18 protein-coding genes are annotated in these 15,842 nt (G+C 68.4%); 12 read left to right on the forward strand and 6 right to left on the reverse strand.

The features are described from left to right. Nucleotides 1–169 precede the first annotated feature (169 nt). Genes ACNQS7_RS00285 through tnpA form a run of 9 tightly spaced genes read left to right on the forward strand, consistent with a single transcriptional unit; the run spans nucleotide 170 to nucleotide 4,673 of the window. A complete protein-coding gene (locus tag ACNQS7_RS00285; RefSeq protein WP_084954005.1) occupies nucleotides 170–604 on the forward strand; it encodes a hypothetical protein in 435 nt (144 codons plus the stop codon). Then, the gene (locus ACNQS7_RS00290; RefSeq protein ID WP_055580445.1) at nucleotides 588–1,247 is read left to right on the forward strand and encodes a hypothetical protein; all 660 of its coding nucleotides are present in this window, start codon (nucleotides 588–590) and stop codon (nucleotides 1,245–1,247) included. Before ACNQS7_RS00285 ends, ACNQS7_RS00290 begins: the two co-directional genes overlap by 17 nt. Further along, nucleotides 1,247–2,650: a type IV secretory system conjugative DNA transfer family protein gene (locus ACNQS7_RS00295; RefSeq protein WP_133450285.1), complete on the forward strand. Its 1,404-nt coding sequence runs from the start codon at nucleotides 1,247–1,249 to the stop codon at nucleotides 2,648–2,650. Before ACNQS7_RS00290 ends, ACNQS7_RS00295 begins: the two co-directional genes overlap by 1 nt. Further along, a complete protein-coding gene (locus ACNQS7_RS00300) occupies nucleotides 2,647–2,928 on the forward strand; it encodes a hypothetical protein (protein ID WP_084954003.1) in 282 nt (93 codons plus the stop codon). The genes ACNQS7_RS00295 and ACNQS7_RS00300 overlap by 4 nt, the downstream gene beginning before the upstream one ends. A gap of 40 nt (nucleotides 2,929–2,968) precedes the next feature. Beyond that, nucleotides 2,969–3,160 carry a hypothetical protein gene (locus ACNQS7_RS00305; RefSeq protein WP_084954002.1) on the forward strand — a complete coding sequence of 64 codons (192 nt, stop codon included), beginning with the start codon at nucleotides 2,969–2,971 and terminating at the stop codon, nucleotides 3,158–3,160. After that, entirely contained in the window at nucleotides 3,150–3,503 is a 354-nt protein-coding gene (locus ACNQS7_RS00310; RefSeq protein WP_055580447.1) for a hypothetical protein, read from the forward strand. The genes ACNQS7_RS00305 and ACNQS7_RS00310 overlap by 11 nt, the downstream gene beginning before the upstream one ends. Further along, nucleotides 3,500–4,189: a hypothetical protein gene (locus ACNQS7_RS00315; protein ID WP_055580448.1), complete on the forward strand. Its 690-nt coding sequence runs from the start codon at nucleotides 3,500–3,502 to the stop codon at nucleotides 4,187–4,189. The genes ACNQS7_RS00310 and ACNQS7_RS00315 overlap by 4 nt, the downstream gene beginning before the upstream one ends. Then, a complete protein-coding gene (locus tag ACNQS7_RS00320; RefSeq protein WP_254902492.1) occupies nucleotides 4,186–4,317 on the forward strand; it encodes a hypothetical protein in 132 nt (43 codons plus the stop codon). The genes ACNQS7_RS00315 and ACNQS7_RS00320 overlap by 4 nt, the downstream gene beginning before the upstream one ends. An 8-nt stretch (nucleotides 4,318–4,325) precedes the next feature. Beyond that, nucleotides 4,326–4,673 (forward strand): IS200/IS605 family transposase, encoded by a 348-nt coding sequence (tnpA, locus tag ACNQS7_RS00325; RefSeq protein ID WP_197419953.1) that lies wholly within the window; start codon nucleotides 4,326–4,328, stop codon nucleotides 4,671–4,673. Nucleotides 4,674–4,750: 77 nt separating this feature from the next. Here tnpA and mobF read toward each other — a convergent pair whose 3' ends face one another. Then, complete coding sequence (mobF, locus tag ACNQS7_RS00330) at nucleotides 4,751–10,594, reverse strand: MobF family relaxase (protein WP_418011097.1); 5,844 nt, start codon at nucleotides 10,592–10,594, stop codon at nucleotides 4,751–4,753. A gap of 243 nt (nucleotides 10,595–10,837) precedes the next feature. Here mobF and ACNQS7_RS00335 point away from each other — a divergent pair, with 243 nt between their 5' ends. The 3 genes from ACNQS7_RS00335 to ACNQS7_RS00345 all read left to right on the forward strand — a co-directional run bounded on the left by ACNQS7_RS00335 (nucleotide 10,838) and on the right by ACNQS7_RS00345 (nucleotide 11,992). After that, a complete protein-coding gene (locus ACNQS7_RS00335; RefSeq protein WP_418011098.1) occupies nucleotides 10,838–11,155 on the forward strand; it encodes a hypothetical protein in 318 nt (105 codons plus the stop codon). Next, nucleotides 11,119–11,382 carry a hypothetical protein gene (locus ACNQS7_RS00340; protein ID WP_418011099.1) on the forward strand — a complete coding sequence of 88 codons (264 nt, stop codon included), beginning with the start codon at nucleotides 11,119–11,121 and terminating at the stop codon, nucleotides 11,380–11,382. The genes ACNQS7_RS00335 and ACNQS7_RS00340 overlap by 37 nt, the downstream gene beginning before the upstream one ends. An 85-nt stretch (nucleotides 11,383–11,467) precedes the next feature. Next, a complete protein-coding gene (locus ACNQS7_RS00345; protein WP_055580451.1) occupies nucleotides 11,468–11,992 on the forward strand; it encodes a hypothetical protein in 525 nt (174 codons plus the stop codon). 77 nt (nucleotides 11,993–12,069) lie between these two features. Here the strand turns inward: ACNQS7_RS00345 and ACNQS7_RS00350 are convergent, their stop codons facing one another. From ACNQS7_RS00350 to ACNQS7_RS00370, 5 genes are all read right to left on the reverse strand, one after another. Next, the gene (locus ACNQS7_RS00350) at nucleotides 12,070–12,606 is read right to left on the reverse strand and encodes a hypothetical protein (RefSeq protein WP_055580452.1); all 537 of its coding nucleotides are present in this window, start codon (nucleotides 12,604–12,606) and stop codon (nucleotides 12,070–12,072) included. A 28-nt stretch (nucleotides 12,607–12,634) separates the two neighbouring features. Continuing rightward, entirely contained in the window at nucleotides 12,635–12,976 is a 342-nt protein-coding gene (locus ACNQS7_RS00355; RefSeq protein ID WP_055580453.1) for a hypothetical protein, read from the reverse strand. Nucleotides 12,977–13,347: 371 nt separating this feature from the next. Continuing rightward, complete coding sequence (locus ACNQS7_RS00360; protein WP_418011100.1) at nucleotides 13,348–14,391, reverse strand: DUF932 domain-containing protein; 1,044 nt, start codon at nucleotides 14,389–14,391, stop codon at nucleotides 13,348–13,350. A 419-nt stretch (nucleotides 14,392–14,810) separates the two neighbouring features. After that, nucleotides 14,811–15,128: a hypothetical protein gene (locus ACNQS7_RS00365; protein ID WP_055580455.1), complete on the reverse strand. Its 318-nt coding sequence runs from the start codon at nucleotides 15,126–15,128 to the stop codon at nucleotides 14,811–14,813. A gap of 88 nt (nucleotides 15,129–15,216) precedes the next feature. Next, nucleotides 15,217–15,765, reverse strand: a complete 549-nt coding sequence (locus tag ACNQS7_RS00370) for a hypothetical protein (protein ID WP_231752612.1) — start codon at nucleotides 15,763–15,765, stop codon at nucleotides 15,217–15,219. Nucleotides 15,766–15,842: the final 77 nt, after the last annotated feature.

Raw genomic sequence — 15,842 nt, forward strand, 5'->3', positions numbered from 1 at the left:
GGACGCGAAGCCCCGGACGCCACCCGCACATCGTGGCGGAACCGACACCCCTGAAAACATTGTGCACCATCGGCCGTATCCCTTTCTTCTTGGCTCAGCCTAAGGGATGCACTAACTCATATTCGACAGTTGTAGCGAAATACTTGGTCGGGTTGTTACGGTCTTTTCTGTGAAAGCAATACCTGCCGACGGGATCGAGCGGTTAATGTTCTTTCTGGAGGACCGTCTGGCACAGCTGCGATGGACCCGCCAGGACCTGGCTGCCGCAGGCGGCCCAGCCCCCTCGACGCTGCGCAAAGCGCGGCTGCGCGAGGGACTGTTTGCGCCGCGGACGTTGGCGCAACTGGACTTCGCCCTGGGATGGCAAGAAGGCTCCGCGGAAGCCATCATGGCCGGCTCAAGTCCCGCGGTGCGAATATCAGACCTGGTCAACTCGTGTTCTGCGGGCATGGAGGCGGCGCTCGCCGACAGCGAACGCTACCTGGTGGGGCGGTATGCGATGGAGTTGAAAAAGTTCCTCGACGATGTCGCGTTAAGGCTGAGCGGCTTTTACACTGAACCTGTACCCACCGCGGAGGGCGGCCCCGATGTCCGTCCCCGCTGACAGGTTCGACGAGATCCGCCGCAAGTGGATCGCCCGTAACCAACGGACATTTATATTCCAGAAAAGGCGCGCCGAATTGTTGGCGCGCCAAATTAGGGACCGCGATACACAACGTACCGGCGCCCGTGTCGATACGGCCGATGATGACGTTATTCATCCGTGGTATATGCGGCCGGTGAAAACACCGTACGCAATGCTGGATTGGGCTATTTTGATGACCGGCGCGGTATTGGCACCGATCGGATGGCCGGTCGGTAAAGCGTTATCGAAAGCCATTGTGCAGCTAATCCCCGATGAGCTGCGGTCCTACCCGGTGGCGGCGTTGCTGTGGTCCGCGGCGCTGATCGGTGCCCCGATGCCGCTGATCTATGAGCCGGGGGAGTCGTTGTCCTCGGCGGTGCTGGCGCCGTGGCTTGCCGCCCAGATCCCGGCCGCGCTGCTCATCGCCGGCCTTTATGGCATCGCCGAAGGCTGGCTGGCTGTCGACGGGGCCCGGGATTGGTGGCCGATGAGCCCGGCCGAGGAAGCCGAGGAGATCGATTTCGGGTTCACCGGACCCGACGACATGACCGGGCCCGGGATCTTCCCCACCGGTGAAGATGACCCACCGGGTGACCCCAGCCCACCTAGAAGGAGACCCTGATGTCGCTCCGCTCGCCGTCCCCGTACTGCGGCTTTCACCGCCGAGAAGACAAACTGTCGTTGGCCGCCGGCGCGGCGCACGTGCTGGTGTCCGCGCCCACCGAGACCGGAAAAACCCGCGCCGTGCTGGCCCCGGCCGCCGTCCTGTGGGGCGGGCCAGCGGTCTGCGTGTCCTCCAAAGACGACCTGATGTGGCTGGTCTGTCAACGCCGTTGGGGACCAAAGCAAGTCATCGACCTACGCCCGGACTACTCCGCGGCCTACCCCGCGGACGTGCAGGTGCGCTCGTTTGACCCTACCGCGCTGATCACCACACCCGATGAAGCCGTGACGGTCGGCAACACGATGATGCAGATGGCCGCAGTCGGGACCGGCTCGGGCATCGATCAGGTCTCCGACGCCGGGCTCTGGGAGAACAACACCGAAGCCCCCCTGGCCGCGATGCTGTACGCGGCCTCACCGTGCGGCAACGGCAAAGGCATCGGCTGGGTGCTGCTAGCCACCGACAACATGGAAAAAGACGACAAGAAGCCCGACACGCCGGGCTGGCACGCCGCCGCACGCCAAGTCGAGAACCTCCCGTTGCTTCGCAACGGGCTGACGCGCACCCTGGCCATGGATGCCCGCATGCGCGACAGCATCGCGCTGACCATGCGCAAAGCGGTCACACCGTGGATGCGCCTGGCACTGCGCGGCAGCACCGATCCCTCGTTCGACGAAACATTCCTCGACCAGCCTGATGCCACGCTGTTCATCCTCGCCCCCGCTGAAGGCGCGATCGCCGGCGCCGCCGTCACCTTGCTCGAGCACCTTGTGCGCCGCTGGCGCGGCAAAACTACCCGCAAAGAAATGCTGCACCGGCTACTGATCACCGTCGACGAGGCCGCCAACGTCGCCCCCATGCCCGCACTGCGCCGACACGTCTCGGAAGGCCGCGGCCTCGGAGTCAACCTACTGCTCTCGGTGCAGGCCTCGTGTCAGTTCGACACCGTCTACGGCAGCGCCTATGCCCGGGAGCTGCGCGCCACGTTCCCCGCAGCCCTGATCATGTACGGCGCTGATGAAATGGAGATGCTGCAACGCGCCGAACAATGGTCCCGCGAAACCACCCGCCGCCAAGAATCGTTCGATCAGGCCAGCGGCGCCAAAACACTGTCCTCGCACCTAGGCCCGAGTCTGGACTACCGCAGGCTGCTCCCTCAAAACGTCGGCCACGCACGGCTGCTGCACCGCGGCACCGCCGGCATCGCCACCGAACTGCCCGACTGGCCCGAATTTGTGCGCCGCTACGACCACGCCATAGACACCCTACTCAAAAGCGTTGCACCACAGGTCAAACCACAAACACCGTGGGAATGGGTAGTCACGCGCCACCGGCGCGCAAAAAAAGCAGGAGAACGATGAACGCGGCACAGCTGCGCGCAGAACTGATCGAGGTCCTCGCCGGCACGCACGAGCCGATGACGACCAGCGCGGCGCGTAGCGCGCTGAGCCAAAGAGCCGGCGACCGGGTGCGGCCGGTAGTTGCCGAAGAGGTCTACCGGGCACTACTGATCCTGCAACGCCACGGCGCAGTACGCCGCGTTCACGACCAGCCAGGCCGGCTGTCCCACTGGGAGCTGACACACAACGCTCAGCCACGAGCAGAGCAAGTCGATGAGCACCCACGTCTGGGCAGATGAGCGTAAGCCGGCCACATCTACTGCTGTTGCGGGAGAGGCCATGTGGATCGTCGCAGTCGACGCCCTGGTGGTTGTGGTGTTGACGCTGATTTTCAGCTGCATCGCCGCTGGTGAGAACGAACTGACGACATGGCCAATGCCCGCGGGGCAGGTCTGCGGGCCCGCCGGCGTGCGTAGCTGTGTTGTCACGGCGGGGATTTCGATCAACACGGAGGGATGTCGTGAACGATAAAACAGAGACAACCGCTGACGCCGGTGCCGGCGTGGGCCCGCTCGACCAGGCAGAAACCATTAAGCCGGACAGGTATATCGCGACCGTCGAAGCCGAAGCGCTCCAATTGACCTCGGCGTCGGCAGCGACCATCGTCGAATGGCTGGGACTTGCTGACCGGTGCTGCTTTCCGGCTGGGGTCAACCCGGCCACCGGCGCCGACGAACCGGGCTATCTTCTGATCCCGACGCCGATCGGTGATGTGCGCGCCGACCTCGGCGACTACGTCGTGCAGCTCTCCGGCGGGGCGGCCTGGCCCTGCAAGCCCGAGGTATTCATTGCGGCCTACCGACGGCAACCATGACCCGCCCGCACACCGGCACACCTGCGGAGGCCACGGCGCATCTGCCGCTGCTGCTGATCGGACTGCGGTGGCTGCTGGACACCGAACAACCAGCCGGAGCACTCATCTGCCCGCGCGGCCAGACGTTGAACTCCGTCGGCAACCGCAGACTGAGATTCGCCCCGGAAGGGTTCGATGGCCGCCCGGCGGTGGTCGTCGAGGTCAGCGACGCTGACCGGCCCTCCACCCGTAATCCGCGTAACACGTTGAGTGAGAGCGAGATTGACGATTTTGCGTTTGTCCTGAGCGAGTGCGGCGAACATGTCGGCGCAGCGTGGCGCGACGACGCGCACCGCAGTGCCGCATTAGCGCTGGCCGCTAGCGCGCCATCGTCGTTGCTGGCAGCCGCAGCGCGGTACCGACAGGGCTGCCCAACCCACAGCGGTGCGCCGTGGTGCTGTAGCTGGTATCGCGACGGATCGCAGCGCGCCATCAGCATCCACGATGTGCACCGCGCGGCGGTGCAGTGCTCGCCGTCCGACGTGGCCACCGGTGAGCCAGACCTCACCGCTGCGGTGAGGATCGCACGCCGGCCCATGCACCCACCTCGATCCAGCGGGTCGAGACGCAGCGCCGGTAACCGCGCGGGAAGGCACCCGATGGTGTTTTCCGACCGATATGTACTACGAGGCAAAGGATTACGATGAACGACGCACGCAGGTTCCCCTGGCTCAGCGGGTTGATCGCCGCCACGGTGATAGCTCTGTGGTTGCTCTACGTCGTCCTGCACGGCATGGTGACGATGAGCGTGGGTGTTGCGGCCATCGACGGGTGAGTCGAGGCTTGACGAAATACCGCCGGAAAGTGTTCACCGACGACATGCTCACCTTCTGCGAGCACACCATGGCCGAGGTGTGTGCCGACCTGGGCGCCGAGTTGGTCGCCTTCAACGGCGAGGCCGACCACGTGCACCTGCTCGTCTCCCACCCGCCCACGCTGGCGATCTCCACGCTGGTTCAGCGGCTCAAGGGCCGCACCGCATACGCGGTGCGCCGCGAGTACACCGGCGCGTGTGTCCGCGCTCGCATGCGCGGACACCTCTGGTCGCCGTCCTACTTCGCCGTCTCCTGCGGAGGCGCACCCTTGTCCATCATCAAGCAATACATCGACGGACAAGCCCGACCACTCTGAACGCCGGGCTACGCCCGCCGACAAACGGGATGGGCTCACCCCGGACTGAAGTCCGAGGCTTGCGCCCAAGATTCCGGTCAGAGGTCGATGCCGTAGCCGCGGTCGATGTGGCGGTCTGGGGTGGTGAGGTTGTCGATGTGGGCGGCGGCCTCGGCGATGTCGCGTAGGCGGTCGACGATCTGGGTGCGTTGGCGTAGTAATTCGACGGCTTGGTCACGGGTGGCGCTGGTTGCGCTGGTGGTGGCGAGGTGGTGTTCGGCGCGTTCGATGGCAGTGCGCGGGGCCGGGTCTGGGTCGGGTTCGGGGGTGCCGAGTTGGTGGGTGGTGGTGGAGTTGTGGTGCAGCGCGGCGATCAGGGTGTGGGCGGGTCGGTGGTGGTGGTCGCCGGTGGTGATGAGGATGAGTTTGGTGTTGGTGGCGGTGGCGGCCGCGGTGAGCCAGTGCAGGTTGTCGGTGCTGAGGTGGTCGGCGTCGTCGACGACGATCAGACTGCCCAGAGGCAGTTTCAGGGGCGTCTTGCCGAGTGTGGTGCGGGCGCTGTCGATGTGGCCGCTGGCGTCGGCGTAGCAGTGGTGGGCGGCGTAATCGCGGGCTGCCGGGCTGGCGGTCAGCGCGAGCACACGGTGATTCTGGTCGTGTGCGGTTGCCACGAGCGCGGCCAGGGCACCGTGCTTGTCGGCGCCGGGGTGTAGGTGCAGTGCTTGCACGGTGTGGATGTTGGCGGTGATCGCGGTAACGACGCGGCGGTGGGTGTCGTCGAGGTCGCCGAGCGCGGTTTCGGGCGGGTAGTAGAGGGCTCCGGGGCTGACGGTGCTGGCGGCCTGCAGGTAAGCAACCTCGGCGCGTAATTGGTCGATGTCGGTCGCCAGATCGTAGGCGTGGGTGGGGCGCTGCGCCAGGGCGCGGGCCGCCCCGGCTTCTGCGCGGCAGAGTTGGTCATCGAGGGTGCGGGCGTTTCGGCGGGCGTCGTTGAGGGCGGCGGTGTCGGTGGTGATGGCCGCGGTGCGGCGGGTGTGGATGTGGTGTTCGGTGACGATGCCGTGCGGGCCGCCGGCGGCGTCGAGCAGGGTGGTGCGGGTGTCGTCGAGTCGGGTGCGCGCAGTGTGTAGCGCGACAGTGATGCGCTCGGTGTTTCCGGTGACCTGGTCGCGGTGGGCGCGGTAGCGGGCGGCGGCACCGTGATCGGCGCGGCGGGTCGCCGCGGTGATGGCGGCGTCGAGCTGGTCGAGCAGCGTGGCGTGCAGCGCGGCGGCGTCTTCGGCCTGCACCCACCGGGTGTGGGCGTGGGCCAGCGCCTGGTGCAGGGGCCGCTGCTGGTGGTGGCGGCGGCGCAGGTCGGCGAGTTCGGCGGCGGCGGCGTGTTCGGCGGGTCCACCGCCCCCGCCCAGGATGGCTTTTTCCAGCTGGCGCAGGTGGCGGTAGGCGGCGTCGCGGCGGGCGCGCAGAGCGGGGATGTCAGTGTTCTCGGCCAGCTCAGCACGCAGGGGCCGGTGGTGGGGGAGGTCGTCGAAGTCCAGGCCGGCGAGGTCCTCTTCGGCGAAGCTGTAGGGGTAGTCGGTGGGGTCGGGTGGCGGCTCGCCCAGGTGCTCCTCGAGCCCGTAGTCGCCGGTGGCGAACAAGTCGAGTTGGTCGCCGACCGCCTGTGTGTGCTGGGTGTCGGCGGGGTGCGGTACGTCGGGGTCGAGGGTGGCGGCGTGGTGGGTGAGCAGCTCGACGCGGTAGGTCAGCAGGCGCGCGTACTGGTCGGGGCGCAAAGGCTTTTCGGCGTTGATGTCGTGCAGGTGTTCCGCGGCGGCGGCGAGCAGATCAGCCGGGGGCCAGTCACAGGCGGCCACCGCGGCGACCAGGGACGGCCAGGCGTAGTCGGTGATGATCGCTTCGGCGACGACGGTGCCGAACAGACCGTGTAGCGCCGCGGCCCAGGCCGGTCGCAGGGTGGTGTCGGCGCGATCCAGCGACGGCGGGGCCAGGGTGCCGGCCAGACGCCACCACAGGGCGGCGGCGGGCATCTCGGACGGGAGTGGGCCGTGCGCGGCTAGGGCGTCGCGCAGCAACGTGTCGATGTCGGCGCCGGCCTGGGCGGCGTCGTTGAAGTGGGTGGCCAGGCGCGGCCAGAACGGGTCTGCGGTGAGATGTCGGTCGTGGTTTTCGGCGAGCTGGCGCCAACGCGCGGCGTCGGTGTTGGCTCGGGTCAGGGCGGCGTCGAGGCGGGTGTTGATGAGCTGTTGGAAGACCTTGGAGCGGTTGGGGTGTTGTTCGGGGCCGGTGATGCGGGTGTCGGCCTGATCGACGCCGTGGGCGGCCCGGAAGACGGCGATTTCGGCCATCAGAGAGTCGCGCTGGCCGAGCAGTGGGCGGGCCCACGCCGGTGCGGTGGCAGCCCCCCACCCGCGGGCGGTGGAGCGTACGGTGTCGGCGAGTTCGGTGACCAGTTCAGCCCGCGCGCGCAGGCACGGACCCCACACGTCATCGTTGCTCAGGACCGCCGGTGTGGGGTTGAGCCAGTGCAGCGGGGCAGGTTGTGGCGCAGTGGATTCGCCGCAGATGGGCAGGCGCCAATCCAGGACGGCGGCAGGATCCACCGCATCACCGAGTCCGGTGGCCGCGGCGTGCTGCAGGGCGGCGACGGGGTCACCTCCGCTCAGAGCGAGCAGAGCCAGGTTGCGGCGCAGCACCGGCCAGGCCGGGGCGTCGGTGACGCGGGTTCCGAGGCCCGCGGCCGCGGTGTCGATGGCGGCCATGACGGTGGTGCCGGCGCGGTGTTCGGCGCCCGCAGAGAGCGCATCGGCATACATCGCGCACGCTTGGTGTAACCGGGTGAACGGGTCGGCGTCGAGTGCGGCGGCGGTGTGAGCGGAGATTTGTGCGCCGTCGCGGCCGAGAATGGTCGTGAGCACGTCGACGGCGGTCGGTGGGTGGGTGGCTTTGGGCGCCAGGATGCGGTGCGGGTCGGATTCGGCGGTGGAGCCGTAGAAGTGGTTTTCGGTGCGTCCGCGGGTGCCAGCGACGTAGAGCTGCTGGCGGGTGAGCCGGTCGGAAATGACGGTGTGGCAGGTGCCTTCGACGTCGCGCCCACCCGCGGTCATGCCTTGGGCGGCGTTGATGGTGGAGGCGTAGCCCAGGGTGGTGTTGGTGGTGACGTAGCGGGCGGGTAGCCGCACCGGGCTGGCCGCTCCGCGCAGCGGGACGACGGTCAACGAGCCGTCGTCGTGCACGGTGCGAACTGTCCAGCGGTGCCCGTTTTTGACCCAGCCGCCGCGGCTGGTGGTCCGTATCCAGCGGGCGTTCTTGCGGGTGGCGATGATGTCGCCGGCCGAGGCGGTCAGCCCATCAGCGAGGGTGACGGTCGCTGCGGCTTTGGGTGTGCTCGCGTCGGTGCCGGCGGCGGTGAGACGGTCCAGTCGGGCGCGTTCGTTGAGTTGGGCGACTAGCTCGTTGGTGGGAGCCAACAGGATCGAGTCGCGCCCGGCGGCACGGTCGGCGGCCCAGGCGTCGTAGGCCATGTCCGCGGCGTGTTGATCGGCGCCGACATGAACGCGGCCGTGGTCGATGTAGAAGCCGATGCCGGCGGGGTCACCGTTGCGGATGGCCAGGCTGGCGGCGGCTTCGGCGTGCCCGGTTTCGGGGTGGGTGAAGCGCACGACGGTGCTCAGGGTGACCGCATTGTGGCGCTGCGCCAGATCGCGCAGGATGCCGCCGGCCGAGATCGACGCCAACTGCTCATCGTCGCCGATGAGGCGCACGCTGGCACCGCGCGCTTCGGCACAAGCGCGGAGGGTGTCCAGGTCGGCGGTGGAGGCCATTCCGGCTTCGTCGACGATGAGCAAACTGTCGGCGTTGATGGTGTCGAACCATCGGCGGGCGGGGTCGTCGTGGGGGGCTTCGGGTTGGTCTGCCCGGGTGCCGTTGAGCTGGACCAGTTTGGCGAGGGTGTCGGTGTCCGAGCCGAGGTCTTCGGCCAGGACTTCGGCCGCTCCGGCGGTGGGGGCCAGGCCGATCACGGTGCCGCCGCTGGTGCGCCAGGCTGCCGCGAGGGCGGCCATGGCGGTGGTTTTGCCGGTGCCTGCGGGGGCGAGCGCGAGTTGTACGCGGGCCCCGGAGGTGGCCATTTCGCGGACCATGGCAATTTGTCCGTCGTTGAGGGCCACACCGGTGTTGGCGTGGGCTTCCAGCAGCGCCACTTCGATGCTGTCGGCGTCGATGACACGGCCGTCGGTGCGGGCGGCGGCGGCCAGGATGCGCCGCTCAGCGGCCAGGATGGCCTCGCTGGTGTGCAGGGTGGTGTCGTGGCGGGTGTACACGCTGGAACCGTCGGCGCGGCGCAGGGCGGCGGGTTCGTGTTTGTCGGTGTCCGCGTGGCTGGTCAGGACCAGACTGTGCCCGCGCAGGGCGGCCGTGACGATGCGGTCGACCAGTTCGGGTCCGCCGGGGTGATCGGCGTAGCGCAGCTGGCGGTGGGCTTCGGCGCGGACGTGGTTGATGGTCCAGGTGGCGCGATGCTCGGAGACGGTGTCGATGACGTGAGCGGCCTGCTGGTGTACCCAGCTGTCGCTGATCGGGACGTGGTGTGCCGGTGCGTGATTGGTGACCGCGGCGACCATGTTGCTCAGCGCGCGCTGGCTGCCCAGGACCTCGACGGCTTGGACGCGCCAGGTGTGGCGCTGCTCGGCCAGGGAGCGGGGTTCGTGTTTGGCTTGCCGTGTTTCCAGGGTGGCTTGCTGAGTCAGGGCGAGCATCTCCACGGCGGTGGGTTCGCGGCCGTGTTCGGTGTGGAACCCCTTGGCCAGCTCGCCCACCCGGTGGTCGATGGCGGCGCTGCGTGAGGAGTATTTCTCGTTGAGTTCCTCGGGGATGCCGTCGATTTCACGGACCGGTCGTTTACCGCGCCGGGACTGCCGCGCGGTGAACCGCACCCGCAGTTTTTCGACCAGCAACGCTTCGATGCGGGTGTTGTAGAACTCCGAGGCCGCGACCGCGGCACGGTGCAGTGTCGCGCCGTCCAGCGCCATCCACCGGCCTATTCCGTCGGGGCCGATGACGTGGACCTTGTTGCTGACTGCGGCGTGGGTGTGCAGGTTGGGGTCCCCGGCCCGGGAGTCGCGGTGATCGAAGGCGGCCACGATCAAACCGGTGGTGTCGACCTGGGCGATGCCACCGGCTCCCATGCGGGAGAACGCGGCGTTGTCTTCCAGGAATTCCAGGGTCTCCTCCACCGCCTGGTGGTGGCAGTCCTCGATCGCGGCGGCGATCGGCGGTGCCCCGATGGCCCACAGCGTGGAGACCGATTTGACTGGGGTGAAGGTGAGGTCGTAGCCGGCTACCGCGGTGGAGGCGGCGCGGGAATTGGCGGCGATGAAACCGGACAGTTCCCGCGCGTCCGCCGGTGGGCGAGCGTAGGTTTCGGTGAACAATTCCTGCCCGACCGCAGTGCGCAGCCGGGCCCGGATGTCGGGGGCGATGCTGGCTGAAACGTCGGCACCGATGGTGAGGTTGTAGTCGCGGTAAACCTCGCGAAGCCTGGTGACGAACCGGTTTTCTTTGCCGTCGACATGGAACGGCCGGCCCAGCCGCGCGGCCATACTCGCCCCGGCCGCACCGGCGCCCAGCTTCGTCAGAAGACCGGTGATCTGTTCGGCGTTGGGATGTAAACCCTCACCGAACAGCGCCTTCATCTGCTCTTCGCCGACCTGCGAGCCAGCCGGCACGCCCCAGTACTTGGCGACCAGCGGATCACAGGCGTAGCGGGCCAGCGGAGTGGCCAGTGCCGCCAGGCCGCGGCCCATCCACCGGCCCGGGGATTCCCCCTTTTCGGTGTAGTACTGCGCCAAAGTGGGGCGGCCACGCTCGGTGGCATCAGAGGCGGCGACTTGGCGGATCAAATAGAGATAGCCGTCGCCGGCGGTCAATTTATGTAAGCCCATCACTGCGTCATCACCTGAACCTGAAACTAGGGGCGCCCCCGCCCCCAGATAACGGCCGTTACCGAACCGTTACCTGAGTGCAAGAGGTGTGATGTTCGGCGCTAGGGAAAAGTTAGGGCACCCTAAGTGCCGTTCGGGTGGGCGGTGAGTGATCGGGTGCAAAGCCTGGTGTGGGGTGCGGTCGGAAAGATTCTTGGCTTGCGTTGCGGCGCTGGGGGGTTGGTGGGGCTTAGCGTGTGATTCATGGCGAACACAGTGATCAGCAAGCAGGCCCGCCGCGCAGCGCGGCAGGCCGCCAGCGCCGCCCAGGATGACGTGGTGCGCCGCACCCGGGCCAACGTCGAGGATCTGGGAAGGTTTTTCTCCGCGCGGGAGCGGGTTGAGGCCGTGGACGGGTGGCTTGAGGCGCGCCAGCAGGTGTTGCGCGAGGATGCGCAGCGTCGCCGCGGTGCGCAGCGTGTGGTGTGCGGGCAGGCGCTGGCCGCGATGCGCGATCGGGGGAGAGTCTGCGTGAGATCGCGCGGATGGCCGCCATATCCGAAAAGCAAGTCCGCGAACTGATTCTGGAAGCCGAAGCGGCCGCTCAGAATGACGGGCCGGTGGTGCAGGACGGGGCGGCAACGGCGGCGCAGCCGCCGGCCTCTGACGATGCGGCCGCTAACGATGCGGCGGCACAACCGGTCGCTGACCCTGCGGGCGGTGCCGTCGAGGCGAACGGGGCAGCGTCAGACGCGATCCGAAGCGTGGCCGCTGTGAAGGGGCTGGCGTCGTCGGCGGCGACGGCCTGAGAAGCTTCGATGTCGGTGCCCGCGGCGAGGATGGGTGCGGGTGCGGCAACCGGGCCGCGCGCAGGCATCGAAACGCAGTGGGGTCATGGGACGTTCGCAACCGCTACAGCTGGTCGTTGATCCGGTCGCGCATGCCGAAGAGCTGGCGCGCTTTGAAACCCACGTGGTGCGCGGCCCCGGAGCAGAGGATTGCGCGATCTGGACCGGCGCGGTGGGAACCGACGGCTACGGCAGGTTCTGGGTCGGCCGCGGGTCGGACCGGATCATGGTGCGCCCGAACCGGTATGCCTTGGCGGCCGCTCTGGAAGGCGAACCGTTGGCACCGTGGGTGCGCGCTCTGCACGGCTGCGACAACCCGGCGTGCGTGCGGGTGAGCCTGCCCGGCGAGGTCGGTCTGCTGCACATCGTGGGCGGGACTCAGCGCGACAACATGGTGATGATGGCCCGGGCCGGTCGCGGCGGCGGGAGGGTGCCGATCCGGCAGGGCGACAACGGTCTTCGCGCGCGCCGCGAGCGGGCGGTGGCGTTACGCGAAGCGGTGCGCCACGGGTGGGACGCCGAAGCGGTGAGCGCGGCGCTGCTGGGATCGGGTGATCCGACGCTGTGGTGAGGTTTCGTCGGAGCACCTCCCAGGAGGGGTGCCCGACTATTTCGGTGGGGAGTCGATCGGGCACCTACCCGCAGAGGCTAATGGCGCGGGGCCCAGTCGGGCCCGGGGTGGCTGGGGCGGTAGTGGAGGCGGTCGCGCGCCCAGGTCCCGAAGTTCTGCGAATTGGCTGTGGTGCGTTCGGATTCCACGGTCAGCGAAGGCAGCGGTATGCGCCGCCACCCGGTGTGGTCGACGGGAAGATCGTGGTGGGCGATGTATTCGCGCTTGTCGAGGTTGCACAGATAACCTGCGGCGGTCGACGCGGCTGCCTGGCCCAGCGGCGTGTTCGGTGCGACGGCGTCAGCCACGAGTCCGTTGAGCCGCACGAAATGGCGGTCCTCGACAAGGAAGTACAGGTTGGCCTGGTGGCCGGGGTCGGGGTCGGCGTAGTCACCGGCCCAGACCAGGCGCAGACCGCCGTCGAGAGCCAGCAGAGTCAGCACCGCAGACATCAGCGGGACGTCGGCGCGGGTGTGTCCGGCCAGCTTGAGACCTGAGCCGTAGTCGGCGGGGTCCAGCGCGCAGACGATGTGCCCGGCGGTGTTGAGGAAGATCGGGGTGAAGTACTCGCCCATGAGCTCGGCTCCTTTCGGTGTCGGGGGGTCAGCGACCGATGCCGGCGGCCATGGCGTCGGCGGAGACAGGCTTCCATCCGACAGATTCCACGGCCCAGGCGGTTTCGCCGGTGACGACGACGTCGCCGACGGACAGGCTCCGGTGCCCGGCCAGGCGGTAGCGCAGTGCCCAGATGTGTTCGGGCTCGTCGATGTTGAGCTGTTCGAAAACGATCTCGCGCGCGGCCTCGATCAGCGCTGGGCTGTGCAGGTGCTCGGCGAGCTCGAGGTCGAAGCTTTCGGCCATGCGCAGTGAAGCGATGGTCTGATCGAAACCGAAGGAACTGCCGGCGGCGTGGTTGAGGTAGACGGTGGTGCGCAGGATGGTCATTACAAAAGCCCTTTCGCGGGGTGGGTGTGCCGGTCGGCACGGGGTGTGGGCAAGCGGGTGAGGGTGGGCTGTCAACCCCGAAGAGTCCGGTGGTGGGGCCGGCGGATTTGTCGCCCGCGAGCGTCAGCGAGCTGGTAGGCGGCAAATGTCCTCCGGCGCCGGCGCCACCGGCGGGCGTGGGTGGACAGCTCGGGCCCCCGCCCGGTTAGCGTGTGCGCCCCGTCGAGCGGCACAACAAGGTAAGTGGTGGACGGATGGCCGCCGCTGCGGCGGCCGTTGCGCGCCGCCAGGCGCGGCGGTTAGGCCGGAAGAAAAAGAGGGGCCCGGCCAACCCCCGCGTGTGGGTGCTGGCCGGGCCCGGGTGGGTCGGGTTAAAGCGTCTGCAGCATCCGGAAGGCTTGGGCTTTCAGCGAACTGGTGCTGGCCGCGCTGGCGATGTTGCGCAGCGCGCGGGCCGCGGCCGCGTCACTGCTGGTGCGGGCACCTCGGACCGGGACGTGATGGTCGAGGTATTCGGTGACGGCGTTGTAGGCCGCCCACCGGGTTCCGGCGATCGGGGTGATGGTCGGCGAGGACATCCACAGCTTCACGATGCCGTTGGCCCGTTCGCGGCGGTGCCGGCGCGTGGCGGTACTGGTCGCGGCGTCGACCTCGAACAGGTGGTGGGTGAAGTCGCGGACCTGATCGGTGTCCATCTCGCGGGCATAGAGAGCGGCCGCTTCGGCCTCGAACGCCCGGGCGTAGCGCCAGGTCAGTTTGAGTGCGTTGCGGGCCTCCAGGATGGCCGCGCGCGCCCCGCCGGTGTGCCGGATTCCCCAGCTGGCCTTGGCATCCCGCAGTGCGGCCGATTGGGTGTTGGCGCACACGATGCGGATCGGGGTGACCAGGAAGGTGAACTTCGAGGACCCGTCGTGCGAATTCAACGCGGCCAGATAGAGCTCGGTGCGGTCTTTGGTGCCGTCGCGGCCGTCGAACACGATGGCCTCGGGCAGCTTCATGGTGACGAAGGTTTCCCGCCCGCCGCGCAACGCGCCGGCGGTCTCGAAGTGCGCCCCGCTTTCGTCGACGAGGGCGTCGAGCAGCTCGCAGGACGCTTCGTTTTGGACGGGCTCGTACTTGCTGCCCACGACACCGAGGACGTCCAGGCGGCCGTTGATGGGGTTGGTGCGCACGGTGGCGTAGAAATCGGGCACCGGCAGGGGTTGCGGTGCGGTGACGCCGTTTTCGTCGATGACGGGCTCCTGGGGCACCTGCAAGGCCATTTTGCGGACGTTCCAGCCGGCCAGGTGGGCGGCGTCGAGGGCTTCGCGTGCGGTCATGGTGTGGCCGACGGTTTGGCCCAGGCGGTGCCAGTGGTCGCTGCGGGAGTTGGCGAAGGAGGCGATGCCGCTGGTGATGTCGAGTTCGTGTGCCATGAGAGGTGTTCCTTTCGGGAAACGGTGTTGTGGTGCGCCGGTCGGCGCAGGGGTGCTTGCAAGCGGGTGGGGGTGGACGGTCAACCCCGCAGAGTCCGCGGCGGGTGTTCGCCGGGTTTTCGGCCCGCGCCCGCCCGGCGCGCAGCGCCTCGGGGCGGGCTGGCATAGGGCCGAAAACGGTCACTCGGCTACGGCGATGCCCGACCGTGGGCGTGGGTTGAGCGGACGGGTCCCCACCCGGTTACCCTGTGCGCCCTGCTGACAGGCAAAAAGGTTGAGGGGCTGCGGATTACGCGACGCCACGGGCGGCAGCGACAGGGACTTCCTACGGCGGCTGGCCGGGGGTGGGGCCGGAAGAAAAAGGGGGGCCCGGCCGACCCCCGGTGTGAAGGGTGCTGGCCGGGCCGGGTAGCTCGGGTTCAGGTCAGGCCTGCGGCGCACAGGGCACGCCGGATGGCGGCCAGGGCGGCGACGGTGTCGCTGATCATGGCCCAGGCTTCCCAACCGCGTAGGGCTGCGTCGACGTCGGCGTGTGCGACGCCGGGGCGGGTGAGTGCTTGGGTGCGGCCGTGGTCGGGGCGGCGGGTGTCGTCGACGACGGCAACGAGTTGGCCGGTTCCGTCGAACAGGCGCGGGTCGCCGGGGGGTGCCCAGTTGAGTTGGAACCGGAGCTGGTAAGTGATGTTGTCGGGCGGGTCGATGAAGTCGAGGGCCAGTCCGTAGTCGATGTCGGGCATGAGGGTCTCCTTGAAGGTGGTGCGAATAGGGGAGACCGGGCCCGCGCGGTGAGGGTCGCGGGCCCCGGCCTGGAGTGGTGGTGGGTTGTTAGGCGGCGTGGCGGTTGTGGTGGTCCAGCAGGTGTTCGATCGCGTCGTCGAGGGCGTCGTAGTCGATCGGGCGGCGGTCGTCGATGGTGGTGGTCCACAGCGGGTCGTCGGCGTCGAGGAGTTCGTCGCCGGTGGCGCCCGCCAGGCGGTAGGTGTGGCCGGCGGCGGTCGCGGACCAGGCCCACGTGTTGGTGGGCAGGGCGTGGAAGGTGAGGTCGCCGGCGCGGACTTTGAGGATCCGGGTCACCGGGCGGGTGCGCAGGTCCGGTGTGGTGGCTTCGACGGCGGCGAGCTGGCCGTGGTCGTCGGTGGCCAGCAGGATCAGGCGGTGTCCGCCGGTGGTGGTGCGTTCGTGCACGGTGGTCAGCGCGATGTCACCGTGGTTGTGGGCGGCGATGCGGGTGATTCCGTAGGCCTGCTCGGCGATGCGGCCCGCGGCCTCGTCGCACAGGTTGAAGGCGTGCTCGAATTCTGAGATCTCCATGGTCGTGTTCTCCGTTCGCTCAACGTGATTGGCTGCGCCGGTCAGCGCTGGGGGTGCGGTCAATCGGTCGAGGGTGGGCTGTCAACCCCGAAGAGTCCGGTGGTGGCGCCGGCGGATTTTCGGCCCGCGAGCGGCAGCGA

The sequence above is a fragment of the Mycobacterium sp. 23 genome (assembly GCF_048287075.1).
GTDB classification, from domain to species: domain Bacteria; phylum Actinomycetota; class Actinomycetes; order Mycobacteriales; family Mycobacteriaceae; genus Mycobacterium; species Mycobacterium gordonae_B.